At 64.4% G+C, this 18051-nt stretch carries 20 protein-coding genes; 8 read left to right on the forward strand and 12 right to left on the reverse strand.

What is annotated here, in order from left to right; all coding sequences use genetic code 11:
* Window positions 1–38: 38 nt before the first annotated feature.
* A complete protein-coding gene (locus THI_RS05340; RefSeq protein ID WP_013105213.1) occupies window positions 39–1286 on the reverse strand; it encodes an amino acid ABC transporter substrate-binding protein in 1248 nt (415 codons plus the stop codon).
* A gap of 199 nt (window positions 1287–1485) precedes the next feature.
* A complete protein-coding gene (locus THI_RS05345) occupies window positions 1486–2763 on the reverse strand; it encodes a c-type cytochrome (protein WP_013105214.1) in 1278 nt (425 codons plus the stop codon).
* A gap of 215 nt (window positions 2764–2978) precedes the next feature.
* On the opposite strand from THI_RS05345, the gene upp reads away from it, so the two are divergent.
* The 3 genes from upp (at window position 2979) to THI_RS05360 (ending at window position 5537) form a co-directional block, all read left to right on the forward strand.
* Window positions 2979–3614: a uracil phosphoribosyltransferase gene (upp, locus tag THI_RS05350; RefSeq protein ID WP_013105215.1), complete on the forward strand. Its 636-nt coding sequence runs from the start codon at window positions 2979–2981 to the stop codon at window positions 3612–3614.
* A gap of 76 nt (window positions 3615–3690) precedes the next feature.
* Window positions 3691–5010: a solute carrier family 23 protein gene (locus THI_RS05355; RefSeq protein WP_013105216.1), complete on the forward strand. Its 1320-nt coding sequence runs from the start codon at window positions 3691–3693 to the stop codon at window positions 5008–5010.
* A gap of 86 nt (window positions 5011–5096) precedes the next feature.
* A complete protein-coding gene (locus tag THI_RS05360; protein WP_013105217.1) occupies window positions 5097–5537 on the forward strand; it encodes a hypothetical protein in 441 nt (146 codons plus the stop codon).
* An 18-nt stretch (window positions 5538–5555) separates the two neighbouring features.
* Here the strand turns inward: THI_RS05360 and moeA are convergent, their stop codons facing one another.
* The 5 genes from moeA to murJ form a co-directional block, all read right to left on the reverse strand.
* Window positions 5556–6842 (reverse strand): molybdopterin molybdotransferase MoeA, encoded by a 1287-nt coding sequence (moeA, locus tag THI_RS05365; RefSeq protein ID WP_013105218.1) that lies wholly within the window; start codon window positions 6840–6842, stop codon window positions 5556–5558.
* Window positions 6839–7444, reverse strand: coding sequence for a molybdenum cofactor guanylyltransferase MobA (gene mobA / locus THI_RS05370; protein WP_013105219.1), 606 nt, complete (start codon window positions 7442–7444; stop codon window positions 6839–6841). The genes moeA and mobA overlap by 4 nt, the downstream gene beginning before the upstream one ends.
* Window position 7445: 1 nt before the next feature.
* Window positions 7446–7799, reverse strand: coding sequence for a hypothetical protein (locus THI_RS05375; RefSeq protein WP_013105220.1), 354 nt, complete (start codon window positions 7797–7799; stop codon window positions 7446–7448).
* Window positions 7800–7809: 10 nt separating this feature from the next.
* Window positions 7810–8196, reverse strand: coding sequence for a TraR/DksA family transcriptional regulator (locus tag THI_RS05380; protein WP_013105221.1), 387 nt, complete (start codon window positions 8194–8196; stop codon window positions 7810–7812).
* Window positions 8197–8282: 86 nt separating this feature from the next.
* The gene (gene murJ / locus THI_RS05385) at window positions 8283–9821 is read right to left on the reverse strand and encodes a murein biosynthesis integral membrane protein MurJ (protein WP_013105222.1); all 1539 of its coding nucleotides are present in this window, start codon (window positions 9819–9821) and stop codon (window positions 8283–8285) included.
* Between the two features lie 112 nt (window positions 9822–9933).
* Between murJ and rpsT the strand changes: the two genes are divergently transcribed.
* A complete protein-coding gene (rpsT, locus tag THI_RS05390) occupies window positions 9934–10254 on the forward strand; it encodes a 30S ribosomal protein S20 (RefSeq protein WP_013105223.1) in 321 nt (106 codons plus the stop codon).
* Between the two features lie 124 nt (window positions 10255–10378).
* On the opposite strand, the gene THI_RS05395 is transcribed toward rpsT, so the two are convergent.
* Window positions 10379–10792 (reverse strand): DUF3579 domain-containing protein, encoded by a 414-nt coding sequence (locus THI_RS05395; protein ID WP_013105224.1) that lies wholly within the window; start codon window positions 10790–10792, stop codon window positions 10379–10381.
* Window positions 10793–11027: 235 nt separating this feature from the next.
* On the opposite strand from THI_RS05395, the gene THI_RS05400 reads away from it, so the two are divergent.
* From THI_RS05400 to THI_RS05410, 3 genes are all read left to right on the forward strand, one after another.
* Entirely contained in the window at window positions 11028–12215 is a 1188-nt protein-coding gene (locus THI_RS05400; protein WP_013105225.1) for an acetylornithine transaminase, read from the forward strand.
* A gap of 30 nt (window positions 12216–12245) precedes the next feature.
* Window positions 12246–13181 carry an ornithine carbamoyltransferase gene (argF, locus tag THI_RS05405; protein WP_013105226.1) on the forward strand — a complete coding sequence of 312 codons (936 nt, stop codon included), beginning with the start codon at window positions 12246–12248 and terminating at the stop codon, window positions 13179–13181.
* A gap of 121 nt (window positions 13182–13302) precedes the next feature.
* Window positions 13303–14346, forward strand: coding sequence for a hypothetical protein (locus tag THI_RS05410; RefSeq protein WP_013105227.1), 1044 nt, complete (start codon window positions 13303–13305; stop codon window positions 14344–14346).
* Here the strand turns inward: THI_RS05410 and THI_RS05415 are convergent, their stop codons facing one another.
* From THI_RS05415 to THI_RS05430, 4 genes are read right to left on the reverse strand one after another with little or no spacing between them, the layout of a single operon-like run.
* Window positions 14347–14667, reverse strand: coding sequence for a putative signal transducing protein (locus THI_RS05415; protein WP_013105228.1), 321 nt, complete (start codon window positions 14665–14667; stop codon window positions 14347–14349). It lies immediately after the preceding gene.
* Window positions 14664–15629: a ribosome small subunit-dependent GTPase A gene (gene rsgA / locus THI_RS05420; RefSeq protein WP_013105229.1), complete on the reverse strand. Its 966-nt coding sequence runs from the start codon at window positions 15627–15629 to the stop codon at window positions 14664–14666. Before rsgA ends, THI_RS05415 begins: the two co-directional genes overlap by 4 nt.
* Before the next feature lie 17 nt (window positions 15630–15646).
* On the reverse strand, window positions 15647–15991 hold the full coding sequence (locus tag THI_RS05425) for a 4a-hydroxytetrahydrobiopterin dehydratase (protein ID WP_013105230.1): 345 nt from the start codon (window positions 15989–15991) through the stop codon (window positions 15647–15649).
* A 6-nt stretch (window positions 15992–15997) separates the two neighbouring features.
* On the reverse strand, window positions 15998–17311 hold the full coding sequence (locus THI_RS05430) for a M48 family metallopeptidase (protein ID WP_013105231.1): 1314 nt from the start codon (window positions 17309–17311) through the stop codon (window positions 15998–16000).
* 95 nt (window positions 17312–17406) lie between these two features.
* On the opposite strand from THI_RS05430, the gene orn reads away from it, so the two are divergent.
* Window positions 17407–18018 carry an oligoribonuclease gene (orn, locus tag THI_RS05435; protein WP_013105232.1) on the forward strand — a complete coding sequence of 204 codons (612 nt, stop codon included), beginning with the start codon at window positions 17407–17409 and terminating at the stop codon, window positions 18016–18018.
* The last annotated feature ends 33 nt before the right edge of the window (window positions 18019–18051 follow it).

Below are 18051 nucleotides of genomic sequence, written 5' to 3' on the forward strand. Positions count from 1 at the left end.
GCACCTGCCGCGCCGCTTTGTCACCCGCCTTGTCGCGCTTACGGCTTGGGCGCGGGATACACCGCTTTGCCGGTCGCCTTGTCTTGCGGATAGACCACGACCACGTCGAGCTTGCCGTCCTTGGGCTGTAGTTGCGCCACCGGGAAGGGCTGGCCGAGCTGGGCGCCGTTGGCGTTGACGTCGAAGGGGCCAAGCAGGGTGGTGGTCTTGCCTGACATATCCATGACGGCCTGATGGAAGGCGAGCTGGTCGAACTTGGGCGCCATGTCGAGCATGTGCTGCACGATCAGCCCGGTGTTGTAGCCCGAGCAATCGAGGAAGTTGGGCTCTTTTTTCATGGCCGCCTTGAAGGCATCGACGAACTGCTGGGTGTTCATGCCGTAGCTCACCTTGTCGTACTTCACCAGCGGCGGAGTCGGGTAGGTGTAGGTATAGGCCAGCGCCTTTTCACCCACGTTCTTGGTCAGCAGCGACAGCAGCTGGCCCGGAAAGATGGTGAAGGTCATGGGGAAATGCAGTCCGCTCTGGTGCAGCGCCTTGAGGAAGGCGATGTCGTTGGGCGCATAGCCGAACTCCAGCACCGCCTCGGGCTGAGTGGCGGCAATGGTGTGCAGCAGGATGGTGTAGTTCGACTCACTGGTGGGCACGCCGTGGTCATACACCGGCTTGATGCCGGCCTTGGCCAGCACGTCCTTGAGGGTGGCGGCCTGAGAAGCGTCGAAGTCGTTGGCGCTATAGACGATGGCCACGCGCTTGATCTTCTGCTGCACCAGATAGTTGGCCAGCGGCACCGGCCACACCGTGCTCGACGGAATGCTGACATCGGCGAGGTAGTTGGTGGGCTTGGTAAAGAAGTTGGCGCCCGAGCCGGTCGGGTCGATCAGCAGCATGTGGTGCTCGGCGGCCAGCGGCACGGCCACCGAGGTGAGCACCGAGCCGAAGTCGGCCACGAGCACGTCCACCTTGTCTTGCGTGATGAGCTGGTTGTAGAGCGTGGTCGCGGTGGAAGTGGAGCTTTGGTCGTCGTAGGCGACGAGCTTGACGGGAATCTTTTTGTTGAACGCCTTGACGAACACGCCGCCCTCTTTGTTGATGGCGTCGGCCCAATACTTCAGGCCTTCATACTGGCCTTGCGAGGCAACGGCGAAGGGGCCGCTGCTGGCGTAGAGCGTGCCGATCTTGATCTGCGACGGAGCCGCCGCAGCGTGGGCGGCAACGGCCGTGGCACTCAAAGCCAGACCGGCTGCGAGGTGACGCAGAATTTTTTTGGATGCGCGAATGGACATGAGAGTCTCCAGAGGATGAAACTGAACCGACGCGTGCTTGGCGCGTCTTCAAAATGTCATGATTCATTCTCGGTCTGGACTTTGCGCAAAGCGGTGAACAAGTGCGTTGATTTGAAACGGAACGTGTCTTTGGCGCCCGGGCGTTTTCTTGAGGGCGCAAAAAAGCCCGGCTGGGCCGGGCCTGGAAGAGCTGCTTGGATTATTTCGCCGCAACGAGTTTGCGGATTTTCGCCACCTCGTCTGCGCTGACGTTCGGCGCGTCGTTGCCCCAGCTGCTGCGCACATAGCTGGCGATTTCAGCCACTTGCGTGTCGTTGAGCGTGGCGCCCAGATCGGGCATGGCCATGGGCGTGGGGTTGCCTTTGGTCTCGACCGTATGTCCGCCGTGCAGCATCATGCGAATGGTGTTGATCGGGTCGGGCGTATTGACCGTGGGGTTGAGCGCCAGCGCGGGGAACACATTGGGAATGCCCTGGCCCTGCGCCTGATGGCACATGGCGCAATGCGCCGCGTACAGCGGATCGCCGGCCCGGGCAGCAGCGGTCATCACCGGGGTTTGCGGCTGGTTGATCGCGGCATTCGGGTGGATGGGCGACAACGATTTGAGGAACACGGCAATCGCTTGCAGATCGCCGTCATTCAGGTGCTGGGTGCTGTCGTGGATCACATCGGTCATGCTGCCGACAATGGTGAAGTTGGCGGTACGCCCGGTTTTGAGCAGTTGCACCAGTTCGGCTGGGGTCCAGCGGCCCAGACCGTCGGACTGGTCGCCGCGCAGATTGGCCGCGTACCAGTTGTCGATGCGCGCGCCAGAGAGATACAGGCTGCCATCCGCCCCGCCGGGCGCCAGTGCTTTTTCTTGCAGAAACGGGCCGCGCGGGGTATGGCAGGCGCCGCAGTGCCCCAGTCCTTCAACGAGATAAGCGCCGCGGTTCCATTGCGCGGTCTGCTTAGGGTCGGGTTTGTAAACGCCGTCGCGGGCGAACAACCAGTCCCACACCGCCAGCGGCCAGCGCATGTTCAGCGGCCAGGGAATGTCTTCGGGTTTGTTGGCCTGCGCCACCGGCTGCACACCGTGCATGAAATAGGCGTAGAGCGCACGCATGTCCTGCGGCTCGATGCGGGCATACGAGGGGTAAGGCATGGCCGGGTAGAGGTAGCCCAGGCGCGGCGACTTGCCGTGGCGCACGGCTTCGTCGAACTGCGCGAAAGTCCAGTTGCCGATGCCGTCCGTTTTATCCGGCGTGATGTTGGGCGAGTAAACCTTGCCGATGCCCATGGGCAGATTCATCGGCAGGCCGCCGGCAAAGGGCTTGCCTTTCGGCGCGGTGTGGCAGGCGATGCAATCGCCGGCGCGGGCCAGATAGGCGCCGCGCATCACTTCGGGGTCGTTCGGGGTGGGCTGCGCGGCAAAGGCGGCCTGGGCCTGCAGGCCCAGCGCGCAGCCCGCAAGCAGGGTCAAAAGGGGTAAACGCATTGAGAGTCTCCTGGTTGGAATGGGGGCGGTGCGAATCGCATCTCTTTTTTCTGTTGCACTGCAGTATGGTTCAACAAACGCCTCAGTGCAAACCCGTAGCATCCGATTCCCGGCAGTTTGCACACCAACGGTTGCGGCTGTAGCAGGTGGGTACAGCGGGATGACGCAAAATTGCCGTTCTTACTCCAACGTCACAATTCCAAAAAGAGCCCGCCATGAATGATTCCCAGGTCCACGTCGTCTCGCATCCGCTGGTGCAGCACAAGCTCACGCTGGCGCGCAGCCAGGACACCACCACCGACAACTTCCGCCGACTGGTGCGCGAAATCGCCGCCATGCTGGCATATGAAGCCACCCGCGATCTGCCCACGGAATTGGTCGAGGTGACCACGCCGGTGGCGCAGTGCCGTATGCCCATCCTCGCGGGCAAGAAGCTGTGTCTGGTGTCCATCCTGCGGGCGGGCAACGGCATGCTAGACGGCATGATCGACCTGCTGCCCAACGCCCGCGTCGGCCACATCGGCCTGTACCGCGACCCGGCCACGCTGGAGCCGGTGGAGTATTACTTCAAGGTGCCCGAAGACATGGCCGAACGCCTGGTGATCGTGGTCGATCCCATGCTGGCCACCGGCAACTCGGCCGCCGCCGCGCTCACCCATCTCAAGCGCGCCGGAGCGACCTCGCTCAAGCTGGTGAACCTGCTGGCCGCGCCCGAAGGGGTGCGCACCGTGCGCACCGCCCACCCGGACGTGCCCATCACCCTGGCCGCCATCGACGAGCGGCTCAACGACCACGGCTACATCGTGCCGGGTCTGGGCGACGCGGGCGACCGCATTTTCGGCACCAAGTAAAAACCGGGGCAGCGGTCGGCATGCGCCGGAGCTCAAGCCCGATCCCACCCACTCTCAATCCAAGGCGGAGCGCAATATGGCCGATGGCTACTTTCCTAAATGGCAACTCAAGACCAGCGGGGTGATCGCCCCGGATGAACGCCTGCCCGGGCCGCAGACCCTGGTGATGGGGCTGCAGCATGTGGTGGCCATGTTCGGCTCGACGGTGTTCGCGCCGCTGCTCATGGGTTTCAGTCCCAATATCGCGATTTTGATGAGCGGCATCGGCACGTTGATTTTCTTTCTGGTCGTCGGCGGGCGAGTGCCGAGTTATCTCGGCTCGTCGTTTTCGTTCATCGGCGTGGTCATCGCGGCCAGCGGCTATTCGGGCAGCGGGGCGAACCCCAACATTGGTGTCGCGCTGGGCGGCATCATCGCCTGCGGCGTGGTGTATGCGGTGATCGGCCTCATCGTCATGGGCGTGGGGGTGAAATGGATCGAGCGGCTCATGCCGCCGGTGGTGACCGGCTCGGTGGTCGCGGTGATCGGGCTGAATCTGGCGCCCATCGCCATCAAGAGTCACGGCGCGAGCAACTTCGACGACTGGATGGCGCTGATCTCCTTCGTCAGCATCGGTCTGGTGGCGGTTTACACCCGCGGCATGGTGCAGCGGCTGCTCATTCTGGTGGGTTTGTTGATCGCCAGCGTGATTTACGCCGTGCTCACCAATGGCCTGGGCCTGGGCACGCCGATGGATTTCTCCGGCTTGTCCAACGCCGCCTGGTTCGGCATGCCGACGTTCGCCACGCCCGAGTTTCAGCCCAAGGCGATGACGCTGATCGTGCCCGTCGTGGTCATTCTGGTGGCGGAGAACCTGGGCCACATCAAGGCCGTCACCGCCATGACCGGCCGCAACCTCGATCGCTACATGGGCCGCGCCTTTCTCGGCGACGGCCTGGCCACCATCGTCTCTGGCTCGGCCGGGGGCACGGGGGTGACCACCTATGCCGAGAACATCGGCGTGATGGCCGCGACCAAGATCTACTCCACGTTGATTTTCGCCACCGCCGCGGTGATTGCCATTGTGTTCGGCTTCAGCCCCAAATTCGGCGCGCTCATTCACCTCATTCCGCCGCCGGTGCTGCGCGGCGTGGCCATTGTCATTTTCGGACTGATCGCGGTTTCCGGCGCGCGCATCTGGGTGGACAACAAGGTGGACTTCTCCGACAGCCGCAACCTCATCATCGTGGCCATCACCCTGATGCTGGGCACGGCAGACTTCACCCTCAAGTTCGGCGACTTCGCACTGGGCGGCATCGGCACGGCAACCTTCGGCGCCATCCTGCTCTACGCCTTGCTGGGCCGCGGGCAGCCGAAAAACGATGAGCAGGACAAACTGATGGACGCGCTTGAATGAATTGTTGCCACTTTGACATCCATTGACCCGCAGGGCGCTGGCGCTGCGGTGCAATAGAAGTCTTTGAACAACCCGGAGGCTTCCGCATGGATATTCAGACCATCGATCAGCAGTATCAGCAACTGCAGAGCGAGGCGCAGCAGGTCGGGCAGCAATTGCAGGCGCTGGCCGCCAAGCTGCAGACGGCGGCCCAGGGCGGCAACCAGGACGCGCGCGAATGGTTGCTCGATCTGCGCGAAGTTGCGCTGGGCGTGCAGGCCGAGCAGCAACAGATGGGGCAAGTGCTGCAGGCCATCCACGGCATGTGGCAGAACCAGGCGCAGCAGATGCAGGCGATGCCGGCCGCCATGCAGCCCGGCTACATGCCGCAGGGCATGATGGCGCAGAACGCGGCCATGCCCATGCAGCAGCAGGGCGGCGGCATCATGGGCGCGCTCGACGGTTTTCTCAACTCCGGCTTTGGCCGCGCGATGGAAATGGGCGCGGGTATGGGGCTGGGCGACGATCTGATCAACAAGATTTTCTGAGCGACCCAAACAGAACGCTCAAACCAGCCCGTCGAACAGCAGTACGTCCACCAAATCGCCAGCCTGTGCGGTGCTCTGCTCATGGTGCAGCACGATCAGACCGTGCGCTTGCGACATGGAGCTGAGCACGCCCGATCCCTGATTGCCGATGGCGCTCACCTGCCAGCGGCCATCGGGCAGGGCAGTCAGCAGGCCACGTTGATATTCGGTGCGGCCGGGTTTTTTGCGCAGGGTTTGCGCGCTGACGGCGCGCAGCATCGGCTGCGGCTGCGGGCTGGCGCCCATGCAGTGCAGCAGGGCAGGGCGGACGAAAGCATAGAACGTCACCATCACCGCCACCGGATTGCCCGGCAAGCCGAACAGCCAGGCGCTGTGCGCACCCGCGCGCAACTGGCCGAAAGCCAGCGGACGGCCCGGCCGCATGGCGATGCGCCAGAACACCACTTCGCCCATATTCGCCAGGGTGCTGCGCAGGTAGTCGGCCTCACCCACGCTCACGCCGCCCGAGGTGATGACCACATCGGCGCATTCGGTCGCGGTGCGCAGCGCGGCTTCCACTGCCTGCGGATTGTCGGCCACCACGCCGAGGTCGATGACTTCGCAGCCCAGACGTTCCAGCATGCCCCACAGGGTGTAGCGATTGCTGTCGTACACGCAGCCGGGATCGAGCGGCTGGCCGACCGAGCGCAGCTCGTCTCCGCTGGAGAAGAAGGCCACGCGCAGCTTGCGGCGCACCGAGACTTCGGCCATGCCCAGCGAGGCCATCAGGCCCAGATCGGCCGGGCGCAGCAGCTTGCCTGCGGGCAGGGCCGCCTTGCCGCGCGCCAGGTCTTCGCCTCGCAGGCGGCGGTTGTCGCCGGGCCGCACCAGGCCGGGCGGGAAAATGACCTGATCGCCTTCGACGCGGCAAAACTCCTGCGGCACCACGGTGTCGCAGCCCGCGGGCATCACCGCGCCGGTCATGATGCGCACGGCGCTGCCCGCGGGCGCTTCGCCGCTGAAGGCATGACCGGCGAGCCCGCGTCCGGCGATCGAAAGCACGGTGTCGCCTTGCGCTGCGAGATCGGCGCCGCGCAGGGCGTAGCCGTCCATCGCCGAGTTGTCGTGGGCGGGCACGTCGATGGGCGAAATGATGTCCTGCGCCAGCACCCGGCCGAGTGCCGCGCGCACCGCCAGGCGCTCGTTGGCCTGTACCGGCTGCATGCTGGCCTGAATGACCGCCAGCGCCGCGTCCACCCGAAGGGCGTTGGGGTCATAGCCGCTGACGCAGGAGATGATGTGCTGCAGATCGAATGAAGGGGTCATGGTGAAACGTCGGCGTCCAGCCGCTGCAGGTCGTCCGGGGTGTTGATGTTTTCGAAGGCGTGGGTGTCGTCGAAATCGACGATGGCCGTGGGGTGCTGCGCGGTCCAATGCTCGATCTTGCGCCCGCCGGATTGAAGGAAGGCTCCCAGATCGTCGCGCAGACTGGCCTCCATCAGGCAGAACACGGGCTGCAGCCGTCCTCCCGCGCGGGGCAGCGCGATGCGCGCAGAAGACTCCATCAGCGCGGCGCCCAGACGCGCGGCCAGATCGGTGGGCAACAGCGGCGAATCGCAGGGGGCGGTGAGCAGATACGGCGTGACACACGCTTGCAGTCCGGCAAGAAAGCCGGCCAGCGGCCCCGAAAACTCGTCCGGCGCGGCATCGGTCAACACCGGCAGGCCCCAGCCGCGATAGACCTCGACGTGGCGGTTCGCATTGAGCAACACCGTGCCCACCTGGGGCCTGAGCCGCTGCAACACTTGCCGTGCCAGCGGCTGGCCGCGCCAGGGCTGAAGGCCTTTGTCCACCCCGCCCATGCGGCTGCCGCGGCCCCCGGCGAGAATCAGGCCGGTGATGTCGGCGACGGCGATGGCGTGAGACATCTCAAAACCTCTCGCGCTCGTCCGGTTCGCGCACCTGTTGTGTGGCGTGAGAGGCGTCGGCCCAGCGCACCGGGCCTTTCATGATGGACACCACCAGGCAGCCGATGCCCACGGTGAACACCAGCGTGGCGTCGAACAGGCTCATACCGATGCAAAAAATATCGATCAGATCGCGGGTGGGCTGCGGGTCGCCGTTCACCAGACCGGGCTGATAGCCGGTCTTGATCCACGCGCCAATGATCCAGGGCAGACTCACGCCGATGACGTAGGCCGGAATCAGCCAGCGGGTGAGCACCCGCTCGAGGCCGGGTGCGCCGAGCGGGGTGCGGGCAGGAGTGACGGGGCTTGCACACATGCCCCGGATGCTACAGCCGCGCGCCGCCGGGCGTGTGATGCTGATGCTCGAAACGCTGCTGGCAGGCGGTGCAACGCAGCACGGTGGGCTCGGCCAGCAGGCGGGCGGGCTCGATCTCCGCGCCGCAGTCGATGCAGATGCCGAAGTCGGGCGTATCCAGACGCTGTAGCGCGCTGTCGATGGCGGCAAGCTCGGTGGCGTCGCGCGCGGTCGAGGCGATTTCCACCGCGTCCATCGATTCGACCACGGCCTCATCGTCGGTTTCGCCGCGGTGGCTGCGCACCGCCAGCGTGCCCTCGTCGCTGATGGACTCGTCCCGGAGGTCGGCCAGCATCTGGACGCGGCGTTGCTGCAGTTTGTCGCGCAGGGTATTGCGCAGGTCAGTGGCGAGGCTCATGTCGTTCTCCTTGTTGTGCGATGCAGCTGATGATGCGCTTATTTTGGAAGGTCGGAGCGGGCACCGGCTTGCGTTGGCGCAACACATCACTCACTGTGCATGAATTGCCGCAGACGGAAACCGAGCAGTCGCAGCGTAGCGAAATACAGCACGGCGGCCACGGCCAGCAGGCCCAGCCCCATGCCCAGCCGCAGCAGGTCGCCATGCGCCCGGTCCCACGGCAGGGCGACGGCGCCCCACAACATCACCCCGCCCAGCGGCAGTTGTGCCAGAGCCACCTTGAGCGCATACCGCCCCCAGCCCGGTTGCGGCTGAAACATGCCGCGTCGGCGCAGCCCGCGAAACAGCAGGCTGGCATTGAGCAGCGCGCCCACGGAGATGGCCAGCGCCAGCCCGGCATGCCCCAGCCACGGCACGAACAGCAGGTTCATCAGCTGGGTGCACACCAGCACCACCAGGGCGATTTTCACCGGGGTGCGCAAGTCTTGCCGGGCGTAGAAGCCGGGGGCGAGAATCTTGACGCCGATCAACGCGATCAGGCCGATGCCATAAGCCCGCAGTGCGCTCGTCGTGGCCAGCACATCCGCATGGTCGAAGCGGCCGTAGTTGTAAAGCATCGATACCAGCGGCTGGGCGAAGATCAGCAGCGCGATGGCGCTGGGCAGCGCCAGCACCAGGGTGAGGCGCAGCCCCCAGTCGAGCAGGGTGCTGTACTTGGCCACGTCTTGCGTGGCGCTGGCGCGCGACAGGCTGGGCAACAGCACCGAGCCCAGCGCCACGCCGAGAATGGCGGTGGGGAATTCCATCAGCCGGTCCGCATACGCCAGCCAGGACACGCTGCCCGCATGCAGGTGCGACGCGATCTGCGTGTTGATGACAATGGACACCTGCGCCACCGAAACCGACAGGCTCGCGGGCAGCATCTGCTTGACCACGCGGTGCACGCCCTCAGATCGCCAGGCCTTGAGAAAGCTCAGCCGAAAGCGTGGCACCACGGCGTACTTGCGCAGCGCCGGCCATTGCACCGCCAACTGCGCCACCCCGCCGATCATCACCCCGATCGCCAGGGCGAAAATGGGCGGATGCACCAGTTTGTGAAACGCCACTGCGGCGCCGATGATCGCCAAGTTGAGCAGCGCCGGGGTGACCGCGGGCACCGCGAAGTGCTTCCAGGTATTGAGAATGCCTGCGCTGAGCGCCACCAACGAAATCAGCCCCGCGTAGGGAAACATCAGCCGAGTCATCCAGACGGCCGCGTCAAACGCTTCGGGATGCAGGCCGGACGCTGTGAGCCACACCAGCACTGGCGCGAGTAGCACGCCGACAAGGCTGATCGCCGCGAGTATCCACAACAGCGCGGTGGACACCTGATCGATCAGCTCTTGCGTCTGCTCTTCCGTCTGGGTCTGCCGCGTCTGCGACAACAGGGGCACGAAAGCCTGCGAAAACGCGCCCTCGGCAAACATGCGGCGCAGCAGATTGGGCAGGCGAAACGCCACGTTGAACGCATCGGTCCAGGCGCTGGCGCCGAAATAAGTCGCCACCATGATTTCCCGCACCAGGCCGGTGATGCGCGAGGTCAGGGTGAGAAGCGAGATGGTGGAGGCGGCCTTGAGCAGATTCACCGGGCAGCATTATAGGAATTCGCAGGCCTCGGCCTCGAAGAGGCTGGCGCCCCGCTATTTTTTGTCTATAATGGCCGGTTTCCCGAGCAGGCAATACAGAAGGATTTCAACTATGGCAACCAAAGCCGCAGCCAAAAAGAAGAGCGTTCGCACCCCGTCGGGTCGCAAACGCGCGCGTCAATCCGTCAAGGCCAACGCCGCCAACACCGCGCTGCGTTCGCGTTTTCGCACGGCTGTGAAGTCGGTTCGCAAGGCCATCGCCGCTGGCGATCACGCCAAGGCGATGGAAGTGTTCAAGGCCAACGCCCCGGTGCTGGACTCGATCGCCGACAAAAAGATTTTCCACAAGAACACCGCAGCGCGTCACAAGAGCCGCCTGAACGCGGCGATCAAGGCGCTGGCCTCCTCTGCCGCTACCGGCGCCGCGGCCTGATTTGCTTTGCCTGCTCTGGTCGGCCTCTGGGTTGACCAAAAGATTGACCACACAAAAAAGCCCGCATCTGCGGGCTTTTTTGTGTGCGCCTATGTCTTCAAGTCAGCGCGGGGGCGGGAAGTTCTCAAGCGGTTTGAAACACGCGCTGCAGCGTTTCGCGCGCCGTTTGCAGGTCTTCTACCTCGGCATCCATTTCAGCGTCAATTGCGGCGGCTTGCGTCAGGCAGGCTTCAACCACGTCGAGCTGGTTGTCGCGGGCGAAGTTGAGCAGGAAATCAAACGCCATGGGCTCGATATCACGCAGCGACTCGCTCACCACCAAGCAACGCACGCCGTCCACCAAGGTGGGCACGCAATAGGGCGAGTAACCGAGGTGGGCTTCTTTGCGGCACAGACCGACGGGACGGAAGCGGGCCATCAGCCCAGCCAGGCGTTCTGCCCAGTCGCTCGGGCGGAAGGTGCGTCCCTCGGTGGTGACGCCGCGAATGAAAATTTCTCTGGGTTTGACCAGTTCTAGGGAGTGTGGAAAGGCGCTCATGGCTGTGAATCCTTGAAGAGGCAGTTTTGCTGCGGTGCCGCAATTATGCTGCAATGCAGTATTACCGGGTAAACCCGAACGGTGATTCTGTGTTGCAGTTGCAACAAATGCTCCGGGCTGCCTGAGTTCAGCTGTCATGCGCCGCTCTCTATAATTTCACTTTGCCCCCGGAGGCGCAGTGCTTTTTTATGCCTTGCCCGCCGGGTTTGCTTTTTTTTGCAAAGGAGAAATGACCATGCCCTCTCATGTGATGAACACCTATGCGCGGCTGCCCATTGCCCTGGCGCATGGCGAGGGGGCGTGGGTGTGGGATACCCAGGGCAAACGCTATCTGGACGCGCTTTCGGGCATCGCAGTCAACACGCTGGGCCATGCGCATCCGAGGCTGGTCGCCGCACTGACCGATCAGGTGGGCAAGCTGATCCACACGTCCAATCTGTATCAGATTCCCCTACAGGAGCAGTTGGCCGACCGTTTATGCGCCTTGGGCAGCATGGACACGGCGTTTTTCTGCAACTCGGGGCTGGAAGCCAACGAAGCGGCGATCAAGCTGGCGCGTTTGCACGGTCACAACAAAGGGATCGACCGTCCGGAAATCGTGGTGTTCGAGCGGGCGTTTCATGGGCGCTCGCTGGCCACGCTCTCGGCCACAGGCAATCCCAAAGTGCAAAAAGGCTTCGAGCCGCTGGTCGAAGGTTTCGTGCGCGTGCCGCTGAACGACGCCTCGGCCTTGCAAAGCGTGGCCGAGACGCACCCCAATGTCGTGGCGGTATTCATCGAGGCGATTCAGGGCGAGGGCGGCATTCAACCGGCGCACGCTGATTTCTTGCGCGCTGCGCGCACGCTATGCGATCGTCACGGTTGGCTGCTGATGATCGACGAAGTGCAATGCGGCACGGGGCGGACCGGCAAATGGTTCGCCCATCAGTGGGCCGGGGTGAGTCCCGACGTGATCGCCATGGCCAAGGGGCTGGCTTCGGGCGTGCCCATCGGCGCCATTCTGGCGCGCGGGGCGGCCGCGACCACTTTCGGCCCCGGACAGCATGGCACCACGTTTGGCGGCAATCCGCTAGCCTGCCGTGCCGCGCTGGAAACCCTCGCCGTGATCGAAGACGATGGCCTTTTGGCCAACGCGCAGGCGCGCGGTGAGCAGATTCAGCATGCGCTGCGTCATGCGTTTGCCGGCCATGCTGGCGTGGTGGAGGTGCGCGGTCAGGGCTTGATGATCGGCATCGAGCTCGACCGGCCGGCCGGTGCGCTGGTGGGGCGGATGCTGGAGCGCGGGGTGTTGCTCAACGTCACGCAGGAGCGGGTTGTCCGCCTGTTGCCACCGCTGATCTTCACCCAGGAGCAAGCTGACGCGCTGGTGCAGGCGCTGGTTCCCGCGGTGCTTGATTTTTTGCAGGACGCGCCCGCGAAATAAGACACACAAAAGACATCCAAGGAGGCTGTGATGAAAACCACGCTGCGGCACTATCTGCAATTTTCCGACCTGAACCGTGAGGAGTACGACTACGTTTTCGCCCGCGCCGCGCTGATCAAGGCCAAGTTCAAACGCTACGAGCCGCACCAGCCCCTGGTCGATCGCACCCTGGCGATGATTTTCGAGAAGCACTCCACCCGCACCCGGTTGAGCTTCGAGGCCGGCATGCACCAGCTCGGCGGCGCGGCCATCTACATCAATACCCGCGATAGCCAGTTGGGCCGTGGCGAGCCCATCGAAGATGCGGCGCAGGTGTTTTCGCGCATGGTCGATCTGGTGATGATTCGCACCTATGGTCAGGAAATCGTCGAGCGTTTCGCCGCGTATTCGCGCGTGCCGGTGATCAACGGCCTGACCAACGAGTTTCATCCCTGCCAGATCCTCGCCGATGTCATGACCTATATCGAGCATCGCGGCCCGATCCAGGGCAAGACCGTGGCCTGGATCGGCGACGCCAACAATATGTTCTACACCTGGCTGCAGGCCGCGGAAGTGCTCGGTTTCACCCTGCACTTCGCCGGGCCGAAAGGCTATGGCGTCGAGAAGAACCGCCCGGGCTACCCCCTGAGCGCGGCGCAGATCGCGCACCTGCGCGAGTTCGACGATCCGCGGCAAGCCTGCGAGGGCGCGCACCTCATCACTACCGATGTGTGGACGAGCATGGGCTATGAGGCGGAAAAACTGGCGCGCGAGCAGGCGTTCAAGGGCTTCATGGTGGATGGCGAGATGATGGCCCGCGCCCATCCCGATGCGCTGTTCATGCACTGCCTACCGGCGCACCGCGGCGAGGAAGTGGCGGCCGAAGTCATCGACGGGCCGCAGAGCGTGGTGTGGGACGAGGCGGAAAATCGCCTGCACGGCCAGAAGGCGCTGATGGAATTCCTGCTTTTGGGGCGCCTGGATTGACACTGTTCTCCTAGGCGAGGTCGGGTGGCTCTAGCGCCCGCCCTAAGTCGCATTTAAGTCGGCCTGAGCAAAATCTTGTTGCGGTGCATCGTCAGGCGATGCATCGTTCGGGAGTTCAGGCATGGCGTTCACACAACAAAATTCTTCTGCGCCGCAGCACGGCCATGGCGTTCCTCACGTCAGGCTGCCGCTTGTTCAGGCCGACGCCGAAAAGGCTGGGCCGCCCGGTATGGCCGATCAGACTGCGATGCGGGCGCTGCGTTGGCTGCGCCTCGTGTTCGGGGTGTGCTTCGCCATCAACCTCGGGCTGCACTTGCATCCGCAATACGCCGCGCAGTTCGCGCGTCAGGCCGCTGATGTGGCGGCTCAGCCGCACTGGCTTGCCTTGTGGGATGGTGCGGTTTGGCGCGTTTTGTCTGCTGCCGAGGTGAGCAAGGGCTTGGCGCTGCTGTTTGGTGTCGAGACCCTGCTTACCGTCGGGCTGTTGACGGGCTGGGGATTTCCGGCAATGGGATGGCTGGGGCTGGCCTACGAACTGCTGGTGTGGAGCGCGCTCGGCGGCGGCGCTGGCACGGTGGCCCTGGTCTATGCGCTGGGTTTTGCGCTATTGCTGTTGCTGCGGGCATGGCAGGGTTCGGCGTGGTCTGACGCGGCGCTGCGCAGGCCCGGTCTGTCGCAGATGCGCTGGGCCTTCTGGCTGGTCGGACTGCTTTGGATTGCGATCGTTTGGACGGCCTGGCAGCCGGGCCTCGGGCTGCGCCTGTCGGACGCTTTGATTCAGGCGCAGGCCCACGCGCCAAACGGGCAGGCGGAGTGGATTGCGGCCTGGGCCGGTCTCGCACAAGCGCTCGGCATGGGTGCGTTCGCTGTGCTGATCGCGCTGGTCAACACCTTGATCGCCGCGGGTTTGCTGCTGGCGCCGTGGCTGCCGCGCCGGTCGCGCCGCTGGCTGCTGTGGAGCGGGCTGATCTTCAGCCTGCTGGCCTGGAGCCTGAGCGGGGCGCTGGGTATTTTTCCCCGCAGTCAGGCAGACACGCTGAGTGCCGCGGCGATAGGGGCGTGGCTTTTCGGGCTTCTTTTGGCGGCGCACCCTTGGCTCGAAGCGGCGCCTCCTGGGGTTACGACTACGTCACCTGAAATGCGCCGGGATGGCGATGCGGCCTGATCAGAACGAGGACGAATCCGGGCGGCTGTGGCCGCATTTCCAGCATTGAGCGAATTGCGGACCGTGACGTTCGCCGCAGTCGGGGCAGGTCCACGGCGCGCCGCGCAGGGGGGTGCGCAATTCCTGCAGCAACTGTTTGGCGCTCGCCAGATCGTCGTCGTCGAGCACCCAGACCGCTGGGTTGCATTGATCGGGCGGAATCTCGCCCGCGATGCTGGTGAGGTAGCGCGAGAACACTTCGGCGCGCAGGCCTGCGGCGTTGAGCGCATCGGCCCAAAGCGTGGCGATTAACAGATTGGGCGCGATGTCCACCCGCTTCATCGCGGTGCAGCCGAGGTGAGTTCAGCATAGAGCGTGCGGTAGAGCGCCAGCCGCGACGCAGAGATGGCTTGCGGGTCGGTGGTGAACACGCAGCCGGGCTCGTCGCGATGGGTGCAGTTCTGAAAACGGCACTGCCCGTTGCGCGCGCGGATTTCCGGAAAGCCGTGCTGCAACTGCGACACCGAGAGATGATGCAGACCGAAGGACTGGAAGCCTGGCGAATCCATCAGCACGCTTCCCGGCGGAAAGCCGGGTAGGTCGTATAGCCGTGTCGCGGTCGTGGTGTGCTTGCCGGCTGACAATGCCTCGGAAATTTCGCGCGTGGGCGCCTGCGCCTGCGGCGCCAGCAGATTCGTCAGGCTGGACTTGCCCACGCCGGAGGCGCCCAGCAGCAGCGTGGTTTGGCCGCTGAGCAAGGGGGTCAGCACAGCCAGCGCGGCTTGTGGGTCGGTGCGCACCGAGAGTTCGAGCACTTCGTAGCCCAAATCGCGATACAGCCGCATCTCGGCCCGCGCGGCTTCGGCTTGCGGCAGGTCGCATTTGTTCAGCAGTAGGGTTGAGGGAATGTCGGCCGCGTCTGCCGCGATGAGCGCGCGGCCGATCAGGCCGTGCTGGATGCCAGGATAGGTGGCGGTGACCAGCATCACGCGGTCGAGGTTGGCAGCAAACATCTTGCTGCGCCAGAGATCTTCGCGCCACAGTGCATTGCGGCGCGCATGCACCTGTTCGATGGCCAGCGGCGCATCACCCGGGGCGAGGGTGACACGGTCGCCGCAGACCACCTCGGCGCGCTTGCCGCGGGGCACGCAGGCGAGCACCGTGCCATCGTCAAGCTGCGCCAGATAGTGCCGCCCAAACGCACCGACGATGCGTGCGGTCAAACCGTGGGAGGTGGACGGTGCGGATTTGGTGCTGCGCTTGCCCTTGGGGCGTTGGGGGTTGTGGCGCTCTAGGTCGTCCATGCCGGCCGTTTGGCGGTTTAGCGCGCGGCGCCCTGGGCAAACATCGCGTCGGCTTTGGCCGCGCAAATGAAGTCGTTTCGGGTAATACCGCCGGCCGAATGGGTGTTGAACGCCACGCTGCAGCGGTTGTATTGCACCAGCAAGTCGGGGTGATGGTCTTCGCGGTGCACCACCCACGCCAGCGCATTCACGAAGGCGAGAGTCTGGTAGTAGTTGCCGAAGGCGTAGGTCTTGCGGATGCTGCCGTCTTCAAACTGCCAGCCGTCCAGCAGTTGCAGGTAGGGCGTCATGGCCGCGGTGTCCAGGCGCTGGCTGGCGTCTAGCGGCATGCAGTGGCTGTCGAGCAAATCCTGGAGTGTCATGGCTGTTCAGGCTGTCGCCGGAGTGTGGGCCGAAGATGGCGCGATGGATGAGGGCAATGCGCCCAGCCGTTCCAGTCGCTGCAGGGCGGGCGGGTGGCTGTAATAAAAGCGCACATAGACGGGGTCGGGCGTGAGCGTGCTGGCATTGTCGCGGTAGAGGGTGACGAGGGCTTCGCCTAGCGCGCGGGCGTCGCTGTGCTGGGCCGCGTAGGCGTCGGCCTCGAATTCATGTTTGCGCGAAGTGGCCGCACCCAGTGGGCTGAAAAACACCGCAAACACCGGCAGCGCCAGACTGAACAGAATGAGCGCGAGTGCATGGTTGGGGGCGAACAGATTGGGCATGACGCCCAGACCGACGTAGAACCACACCTGGTTCGACAGCCACCCCAGCAGCGCAAAGCCCGCCAGACTGATGCCGAACATCACCGCCATGCGCTTGAGAATGTGATGACGCTTGTAGTGCCCGACCTCGTGCGCCAGCACGCCTTCGATCTGCGCCGGGCTAAGCTGGCCGAGCAGGGTGTCGAACAGCACCACGCGCCGCGCCGCGCCCATGCCGGTGAAGTAGGCGTTGGCGTGCGCGCTGCGACGCGAACCGTCCATGACGAACAGGCCGGACAGCGCAAAGTCACAGCGCTGCATGAGCGCCTGCGCGCGGGTTTTCACCTCGCCGTCGGGCAGCGGCTGAAACTTGTTGAACAACGGCGCGATCACTAGCGGATACGCCACCATCATCAGCAGGCTGAAAGCCGTAAGCCCCGCCCAAGCCCACAGCCACCACCAACCCCCGGCCACCTGCATGATCCAGAGCACCAGCAGGGCCAGCGGCAGCATGAGCACCGCGCCGACCAGCGCGTTTTTGAGCAGATCGACCACGAACATGCGCGGGGTGAGCCGGTTGAAACCGAAGCGCGATTCCAGCCCGAAAGTGCGCGCCACTTCCCAGGGCAGATCGAGCAGCGAACCGATCACGGCGAAGGCCACCAGCAGCGCAAGCTGGCCTCCCAAAGCGGTGCCGAAAGTGGCGCTCACCCAGCCGTTGAGCAACTGCAGCCCGCCTTCGAGCGTCCACACCAGCACGATCATGGCGGAGAACAGCGTCGTCCACAGACCAAAGCGCAGTTTCGCCACGGTGTAGTCAGCGGCCTTCTGGTGGGCTTCGAGCGAAATGCTGGCGCGGAATGGCGCGGGCACGGCATCACGGTGCGCGAGCACATGGCGCTGCTGCCGCTGGGCCAGCCAGAGCTTCAGCGCCGTGCCGCCAATCAGCGCGGCGGCGAACAGCGCGCTCCAGGCGAGGGCAAGATGTTGCGGGCTCATGCGAAAATCCTTGTCAGTCTTAGGTTCAGTCAGATTATCCCACCCGGCCTGTCCTCGCGACCCGCCGCCGCCATTCCCCTACTTGAATGCATTTCATGTCCGATTCCGCCACGCCTGCCGCTTCCATCCTCACCTGTCACGACGACAACCTCATCTGGGTCGACATGGAGATGACGGGGCTGAATCCCGACACCGATCGCATCATCGAAGTGGCCGTGGTCGTGACCGACCCGCAGCTCACCGTGCGCGTGGAAGGGCCGGTGCTGGCCATCCATCAAAGCGATGCGGTGCTGGCCGGCATGGACGCCTGGAACCAGAACACCCACGGCAAATCCGGCCTCACCGACCGGGTGCGCGCCAGCACGGTGGACGAAGCGCAGGCCAGCAAGGCGATCATCGCTTTCCTCAAAAAATACGTGCCCGCTGGCAAGTCGCCGATGTGCGGCAACACCATTTGCCAGGATCGCCGTTTCATGGCCCGGGGCATGCCCGAGCTGGAAGCCTATTTCCATTACCGCAACCTCGACGTGAGCACCCTCAAGGAACTGGCGCGGCGCTGGCGCCCCGAGCTGGTGAGCGCCTTCAAGAAGCAGCAGGCCCACACCGCGCTGGCCGACATTCAGGAATCCATCGACGAGTTGCGCCATTACCGCGAGCACTTCCTGCGCGTGCCGGTGGCGGGTATCGATCCGGAAGTGGCGGGGTGAGCCTTCCGTAGCGACTGACGAAGCCGCTCAGCG

It is taken from the genome of Thiomonas arsenitoxydans, assembly GCF_000253115.1.
GTDB lineage: Bacteria > Pseudomonadota > Gammaproteobacteria > Burkholderiales > Burkholderiaceae_C > Thiomonas > Thiomonas arsenitoxydans.

Bases quoted from the DNA above. Each gene is read 5' to 3' on its own strand.
- THI_RS05395 (WP_013105224.1), bottom strand. From the start codon at position 10,792: ATGAGCGCCTTTCCACACTCCCTAGAACTGGTCAAACCCAGAGAAATT.
- mobA (WP_013105219.1), bottom strand. From the start codon at position 7,444: ATGTCTCACGCCATCGCCGTCGCCGACATCACCGGCCTGATTCTCGCC.
- argF (WP_013105226.1), top strand. From the start codon at position 12,246: ATGAAAACCACGCTGCGGCACTATCTGCAATTTTCCGACCTGAACCGT.
- THI_RS05430 (WP_013105231.1), bottom strand. From the start codon at position 17,311: ATGAGCCCGCAACATCTTGCCCTCGCCTGGAGCGCGCTGTTCGCCGCC.
- THI_RS05400 (WP_013105225.1), top strand. From the start codon at position 11,028: ATGCCCTCTCATGTGATGAACACCTATGCGCGGCTGCCCATTGCCCTG.
- THI_RS05360 (WP_013105217.1), top strand. From the start codon at position 5,097: ATGGATATTCAGACCATCGATCAGCAGTATCAGCAACTGCAGAGCGAG.
- THI_RS05425 (WP_013105230.1), bottom strand. From the start codon at position 15,991: ATGACACTCCAGGATTTGCTCGACAGCCACTGCATGCCGCTAGACGCC.
- THI_RS05345 (WP_013105214.1), bottom strand. From the start codon at position 2,763: ATGCGTTTACCCCTTTTGACCCTGCTTGCGGGCTGCGCGCTGGGCCTG.
- upp (WP_013105215.1), top strand. From the start codon at position 2,979: ATGAATGATTCCCAGGTCCACGTCGTCTCGCATCCGCTGGTGCAGCAC.
- rsgA (WP_013105229.1), bottom strand. From the start codon at position 15,629: ATGGACGACCTAGAGCGCCACAACCCCCAACGCCCCAAGGGCAAGCGC.
- THI_RS05415 (WP_013105228.1), bottom strand. From the start codon at position 14,667: ATGAAGCGGGTGGACATCGCGCCCAATCTGTTAATCGCCACGCTTTGG.
- rpsT (WP_013105223.1), top strand. From the start codon at position 9,934: ATGGCAACCAAAGCCGCAGCCAAAAAGAAGAGCGTTCGCACCCCGTCG.
- THI_RS05340 (WP_013105213.1), bottom strand. From the start codon at position 1,286: ATGTCCATTCGCGCATCCAAAAAAATTCTGCGTCACCTCGCAGCCGGT.
- THI_RS05410 (WP_013105227.1), top strand. From the start codon at position 13,303: ATGGCGTTCACACAACAAAATTCTTCTGCGCCGCAGCACGGCCATGGC.
- moeA (WP_013105218.1), bottom strand. From the start codon at position 6,842: ATGACCCCTTCATTCGATCTGCAGCACATCATCTCCTGCGTCAGCGGC.
- THI_RS05380 (WP_013105221.1), bottom strand. From the start codon at position 8,196: ATGAGCCTCGCCACTGACCTGCGCAATACCCTGCGCGACAAACTGCAG.
- orn (WP_013105232.1), top strand. From the start codon at position 17,407: ATGTCCGATTCCGCCACGCCTGCCGCTTCCATCCTCACCTGTCACGAC.
- THI_RS05375 (WP_013105220.1), bottom strand. From the start codon at position 7,799: ATGTGTGCAAGCCCCGTCACTCCTGCCCGCACCCCGCTCGGCGCACCC.
- THI_RS05355 (WP_013105216.1), top strand. From the start codon at position 3,691: ATGGCCGATGGCTACTTTCCTAAATGGCAACTCAAGACCAGCGGGGTG.